The sequence below is a fragment of the Henriciella sp. genome (genome assembly GCF_049649345.1).
Taxonomy (GTDB): Bacteria; Pseudomonadota; Alphaproteobacteria; order Caulobacterales; family Hyphomonadaceae; genus Henriciella.
The window spans coordinates 1-5971 of sequence record NZ_JBARZC010000314.1 but is presented as its reverse complement, the minus strand read 5'-3'; the positions used below and the strand labels follow the sequence as shown (position 1 = coordinate 5971).

Genomic DNA, 5971 nt, shown 5'->3' with positions numbered 1-5971 from the left:
GCTTCATTCTGGTTGCGTTGGGCGCGCATCGTATTGCCGTCGCGCAGGCCTTCTGCAGCACGGCGCTGGGCGCGCTCAATGGCGTCGAGCAGGTCCGGATTGACCCCGCCTGCACCTTCGCCATCTTCGTCGCCGGGTTCGCCGCCGGCGCTGCCCTCTTCGCCGAGCCGGCGCTCCAGCTCATCAACCAGATCGCCAAGCCCGTCCTGACGGTCAGCAAGGCTCTGGCCTTCACCGTTTTCATTCTGGTCGCCAGGCTGCTGGCCCTGATTGCCCCGTTCGCCGCGCTGTTCGGCAAGCGTATCGTCATTCAGTTCACGCTGTTCGCGCAGCAGATCTGACAGCTCCTGCAGCGTATCGGAAAGCTCGCGTTCCTCGCGCGGCACGTCTTCGTCATTCTCGCCCTGCTGCCCCGGCATGCCCGGCATACCTTCGCCGCTGCCATTGCCCTGCTGGAATTGCAGGTTTTCGAGCATGTTCGTGATGTCAGCGAGGAGTTGGCGCGCCTGATCGGTTGCGCCGGTCTCCGTCAGGTCCGATAGCGCGTCGAGCATGTCTGCGAAATCGGACCCGCCAAGACCCGAGCCGCCGCCGCTCTGGGCGCTGTCTGTGTCGTCAGCCGGTGCTTCAAGACCATTGGCGAGCGCTTCGGCCATGCGTGCGGCAAGATAATTTTGCGCGGCCTGTTTGAACGCTTCGAGGCGGCGCTGGATTTCAGCTTCGGACGCGCCATCCCGCAGCGCCTCTTCGAGCGCCTGCCGGGCTGCCTGCAGCGCGCGCAAGGCGTCTGCTGCGCTACCATATTCAGCCCGCAGGGCGAGCGACCATAGGAGCGGCTCTGTCGTATCGGCCTCATCGGTCGAAGACGCCGCCTGCAGGATCGCATCTGTGTGGCGCAGGCCAAAATAGATGCTCACATCCTCAAAGTAGCGGGGCGCTTCATAGGTGACAGCCTCGATCATCCGTGACGCGCGCTGGACGCCGGGCGGGGCTGCCGTGATGCGCTGCGTCGCGGCGGTATAGATCGCACCGGATTCCAGCGCTTCATCATTGCTGGCAAGATCTGTGTAGTCGCCATCCTCGCGCAATATGGTGACCCGAATGTCCTGAATAGCCCGCGCGAGTGGCTGGAGAAGCAGCTTTTCCGGGACGACGAAGGTGACAGGCTCACTGAGGCCGACCTGCCCGGCGCCGTCTGTGGCGCGCAGCATGGCGGTCACCTCAAGACCGGCCCAGCGATGGCGGGTCAGGTCGATCGCACTTTCGGACTCGGCGGCCTTTGGCGCAATCGACGGCATCTGTATCTCGACAGCGTCATCGCTGCCGTCCCCCCCGCCATCGGTCCGCAGCATGACCAGTTCCAGCAACGTCACGCCGTAATCATCGGAGACTGTCCAGGCAAATTCGGTCTCGTCCGTGGGCGACATTTCAGGCGCTGAAACCCATTCGACTTCCGGCGGCGCATCCGGCGATGCGCGCACAGACCAGATCGCCCGCTCGCCCCACCACATCACCTTGATGTCGCTGTCAGCCGCGATGATGCCCTTGGCTTCAAAGGCGCCTTCAGGCGTTTCCTCAAAAGTGGTCTTGAACGTGTCATCCTCAGAGCGGATGACGAGTTTCGGAGCGGACGGGGCCTGCGCGCGGACGGTAATTTCAGACCCGGCAGGCACGCGAAGATCATCGCCGGCTTCAGCCAGGAAGATGGGCGGACGGCCTGTGTGGGCGGGCGGGGTGATCCAGGCTTCGATGCGGATCGTTTCTGCCCCGAAGAGGCTGCCAAAATCGGGCGCGAACGCGCTTTTCAAACGGTCGCCCGCGACAGGCCACGTCATGGCGAGCAGGACGGCCAGGGCGGCGGGCACGACATAGCGCAGATAGAAAGGGTCAAACTGCTTCCAGTCTGCTGCAAGGCTCGGCACGCTGAGACGGCGGGCGGCATCCGTGAGGCGCGTCTCATGGGCACGCCAGAGCGCAACCCCTTCCACATCAGGACGGGACGGCCTGTCGCGCAACATGCTGAGCGGGCGCAAGTCTGATTGCCTGTCCAAGAGCCGGACAGCGTCTTCATGCCTCGGACTGGTAAACCGTGCCCAGCCGAGAACGGCGAGCACACCCAGAGAGATGACGAATATGATCAGCGACAGGGAGGCAAACTTCTCGGTCGATGCGTCGATAATGCCTGCCAGCGTCAGAAACAGGAACGTCGCGATCAGCAGAAGGAAGGGCCAGAAGGCGCGCGCAGCACACAGTCTCCAGAGCGCGCCGCGGGTTCGCGCGATCTTGGTCGATACACCTGGGATACGCTTCAGTTCAGCCAATCAGGGGTCGTCTCCAGCGAAATCATGTCCTCGAAACTCGGCCGGCGGCGCACGACGGCGAATTGAGCGCCGTCGACGAGGACTTCTGCCACCAATGGTCTTGCATTGTATTGCGACGAAAGCGCGGCGCCATAGGCTCCAGCTGACATTATCGCGATCCGTTCGCCCTGTTCAATCACCGGCATGACGCGCTCTGCAGCGAATTTGTCAGTCGATTCGCAGATCGGGCCGACGACGTCATAGCTTGCCGTTTCTGCGTCGGCTGCACGTTCGCGCACAGGCAGGAAGTCATGATGCGCCTGATAAAGGGCAGGGCGGATGAGGTCATTCATGCCGGCATCGACGATCAGGAAGGTGCGCTTCGGCGCTTTCTTGGTATAAAGCGCCTCTGTGACCATGACGCCGGCATTGCCCGCGATGACCCGGCCCGGCTCCAGAATGACCTGCAGGCCGAGGCCCTCCGTGACCTCGCGGATCATGTTGGCATAATCAGACGGCGGCGGCGGATTGTCAGACGCCTTGTAGGGTATGCCGAGCCCGCCGCCGAGGTCGACGCGGGTGATGGCATGGCCCTTGTCGCGAAGCCTTTTGATCAAGGTGATGACGCGCTCAAACGCGGCGCGCATGGGCGCGATCAGGTCGATCTGTGAGCCGATATGCACATCGACGCCGACCGCTTCGACGCCTTGCGTTTCTGCGATCTGGTCATAGGCGAGTTCCGCCTCCTCCCAGGGCACACCAAACTTGTCGCCGGACTTGCCGGTGGAGATGTTCGGGTGCCCACCTGCAGCCACATCCGGGTTCACGCGCACGGCGACTTTTGCCGTCTTGCCCAGGCGCTGGGCCTCTTCGGCGAGCACGGCAAGTTCAGCCGAGCTTTCGATATTGAACTGGTGAATGCCTTCGCCGAGGCCGAGGCGCATTTCCTCGCGGGTCTTTCCGACGCCGGAAAAGACGATCTTCGAAGCCGGGATACCGGCCGCTCTCGCGCGCTTCAACTCGCCGCCGCTGACCACGTCCGCGCCGCAGCCTTCCGCCGCCAGCGTCTTCAACACGCCGAGATTGCCGTTTGCCTTCACCGAATAGGCAATCAGGCAGTCCATGCCCTCAAAGGCCTCGCCGATGACGCGGGCGTGTCGGCGGAGCGTTGCGGAGGAATAGACATAGACCGGCGTGCCCACTGCATCTGCAATGGCATCCAGAGAGACGTCCTCACAATGGAGACGTCCGGACTTGTAGCTGAAATGATGCACGCCTCAGGTCCCGCGCCTTATTCGGGCGAGACTTCGCCGAGACCGTCTTCGCCGACATCGGCTTCAGGATCAGGCTTCGGAATTTCGCCCCCGAGGGAGTTGTAATAGGCCGCATCGTCAGACCGCTCCGGCGCCATCGCAAATTCGGCCGGCGCATCGACCGGTGTCTGCGCTTCTTCACTTGGCGGGTCTGAGAAAATCGGCGGTGGGCGCTCCAGGTCGCCGCGAATGCCGCAGCCTGTCAGGACGCTCGAAAGCGCGATGCCGGTTGTGACGAGAATCGTTTTCTTCATGCCGTGTCTGTCTCCAGGCCGAGGCGTTGTTTCCATTGGTCCACCTGTTCGCCAACCCGAACAGGCGACGTGCCACCATAGCTCTGGCGGCTCGCTGCTGAGGCCTCAACGCTTAGCACGGAAAATACGTCTTCTGTAAGGCGTGGTTCGATTGCCTGCATGGATTGTAATGGCAAAGCTTCTAGCTCGGCGCCTTCTGCTTCTGCCGCGGCAACGATGCGTCCGGTGACGTGGTGCGCATCGCGGAACGGCATTTTGAGCTCACGGACGAGATAGTCGGCAAGGTCTGTCGCCGTAGAGAAGCCTTTGGCGGCGGCAGCCCGCATGGCCTCGCGATTGAAGCTGATCGTTTCGATCATGCCGGTCATGGCTTTGACGCTGAGGCCGAACGTGTCGAAGGCTTCAAAAGTGAGGCGTTTGTCGTCCTGCAAATCCTTGGCATAGGCGAGCGGCAGGGCTTTGACTGCGCCCTGAAGACTCGCGAACTGGCCGGCGATCAGAGAGGCCTTGGCGCGGATCAACTCGGCGGCGTCCGGATTGCGTTTCTGCGGCATGATGGATGAGCCGGTCGACCATTCGTCCGACAGCCGCGCAAAGTTGAACTGTGCGCTTGACCAGAGGACGATCTCTTCGGCGAGGCGGGAGAGATGAGTCGCAGCGATAGCGAGAGCCGACAGCGCTTCGAGCGCGAAATCGCGGGCAGAGACAGCATCGAGCGAATTGCCCATCGGCCGGTCGAAGCCAAGGGCCTCTGCCGTCATGTCGCGGTCGATGGGGAAGCCCGTGCCGGCAAGCGCGGCCGCGCCAAGCGGGGATTCATTGAGGCGCTGGGCAGCATCAGCGCAGCGGCCGTTATCTCGCTCGATCATCTCGACATAGGCGAGCAGGTGATGGCCGAGCGTGACCGGCTGGGCGGTCTGCAAGTGCGTAAAGCCCGGCATGACCGCGTCTGTCACCTCCCCGGCGCGGGCGACGAGGGCTTTCTGAAGGGCCCGCATCCCGGCCTGCGCCTCGCCAAGTGCCCCGCGCGTCCAGAGACGAAAGTCCGTCACGACTTGGTCATTGCGTGACCGCGCCGTGTGCAGCCTGCCTGCCGGCTCGCCGATAATCTCTTTCAGGCGCGCCTCGACATTCATATGGATGTCTTCGAGCTCCACGCGGTAGGGGAATGTCCCGGCCGCAACTTCCGTGAGGATTTGGTCAAGCCCGCCCTGGATTGCCTCATTATCCTCTGCGGAAATGATTTCGCACTCGGCCAGCATGTCGGCATGGGCGCGGCTGCCGGCGACATCCTGCAGCACCATGCGCTTGTCGACGTCAATAGAGGCATTGATCGATTGCATGATGTCTGAGGGCTGCGCGGCAAAGCGTCCTCCCCACATCTGCTGGCCTTGGGTTTGCTTATCCGCCATATGTGCAGTCCCGTTGAATGGAGCGCGAAATGCCCCGCCTCGTGAAATACGCTTTACCCGTCATGATCCTCGGATTGATCGCTGCGGTGTCTTTTGCATTGCTGAGCGCGACTTCCAAGGGCGGAAATTCGGGCAGCCTTGAGAAATACGCCGCGGGCTCACTCTCGAAGCTCGATCTGAGCGAGGCTGGAAAGACCGTGTCGGAGGCCACATTCGAAGGCCCCGACGGCGAAGTCACATCCCTCGCCGCCTTCAAGGGCAAGACGACACTCGTCAATTTCTGGGCAACCTGGTGCGGCCCGTGTGAGCGGGAAATGCCCTCGCTGGCGGCGCTTGAAGCCGAACGAGGCAGCGATGACTTCCAGGTTATCGCCATCAGCGTCGACGCGGCCGAGGACAAGGACTACGCCATTCAGCGCCTCGAGGAACTGACCGGCGGCGTGCTCGATTTCTATTTCGCCCCGCCGGAAAACTGGGACGTGGTGTATGACACCGGCGCCCGCGGCTTTCCGACCACTGTCATCTATGATGCAGAGGGCGTCGAAATTGCCCGCCTTTCTGGCGAAGCGGCCTGGGATTCCTATGAGGCAGTCGGCCTGATCGACGCGATCACGAACTAGCGAATCGCCGAGAGTTCCAGCTGTACTCGCGACACCTGCGCGGCGACTTCATCGACGGGTGCAGGTGTTGAG

At 62.6% G+C, this 5971-nt stretch carries 5 protein-coding genes; 1 reads left to right on the top strand and 4 read right to left on the bottom strand.

All coding sequences use genetic code 11. The annotated features are described in order from the left end of the window. From WA989_RS08255 to argH, 4 genes are all read right to left on the bottom strand, one after another. On the bottom strand, positions 1–2321 hold a 2321-nt coding region (locus tag WA989_RS08255), incomplete at its 3' end, for a DUF4175 family protein (RefSeq protein ID WP_424340025.1). Beyond that, positions 2309–3574, bottom strand: a complete 1266-nt coding sequence (gene lysA / locus WA989_RS08250; protein ID WP_424340024.1) for a diaminopimelate decarboxylase — start codon at positions 3572–3574, stop codon at positions 2309–2311. The genes WA989_RS08255 and lysA, both read right to left, overlap by 13 nt. A 17-nt stretch (positions 3575–3591) precedes the next feature. Further along, entirely contained in the window at positions 3592–3867 is a 276-nt protein-coding gene (gene lptM, locus WA989_RS08245; protein WP_424340023.1) for an LPS translocon maturation chaperone LptM, read from the bottom strand. Next, positions 3864–5279 carry an argininosuccinate lyase gene (argH, locus tag WA989_RS08240; RefSeq protein ID WP_424340022.1) on the bottom strand — a complete coding sequence of 472 codons (1416 nt, stop codon included), beginning with the start codon at positions 5277–5279 and terminating at the stop codon, positions 3864–3866. Before argH ends, lptM begins: the two co-directional genes overlap by 4 nt. A 29-nt stretch (positions 5280–5308) precedes the next feature. On the opposite strand from argH, the gene WA989_RS08235 reads away from it, so the two are divergent. Continuing rightward, positions 5309–5899 (top strand): TlpA family protein disulfide reductase, encoded by a 591-nt coding sequence (locus WA989_RS08235; protein ID WP_424340021.1) that lies wholly within the window; start codon positions 5309–5311, stop codon positions 5897–5899. The last annotated feature ends 72 nt before the right edge of the window (positions 5900–5971 follow it).

What these genes read in the sequence shown, in the direction of transcription:
- WA989_RS08235 (WP_424340021.1), top strand. Translation starts at nt 5,309, where the DNA reads ATGCCCCGCCTCGTGAAATACGCTTTACCCGTCATGATCCTCGGATTG.
- argH (WP_424340022.1), bottom strand. Translation starts at nt 5,279, where the DNA reads ATGGCGGATAAGCAAACCCAAGGCCAGCAGATGTGGGGAGGACGCTTT.
- lptM (WP_424340023.1), bottom strand. Translation starts at nt 3,867, where the DNA reads ATGAAGAAAACGATTCTCGTCACAACCGGCATCGCGCTTTCGAGCGTC.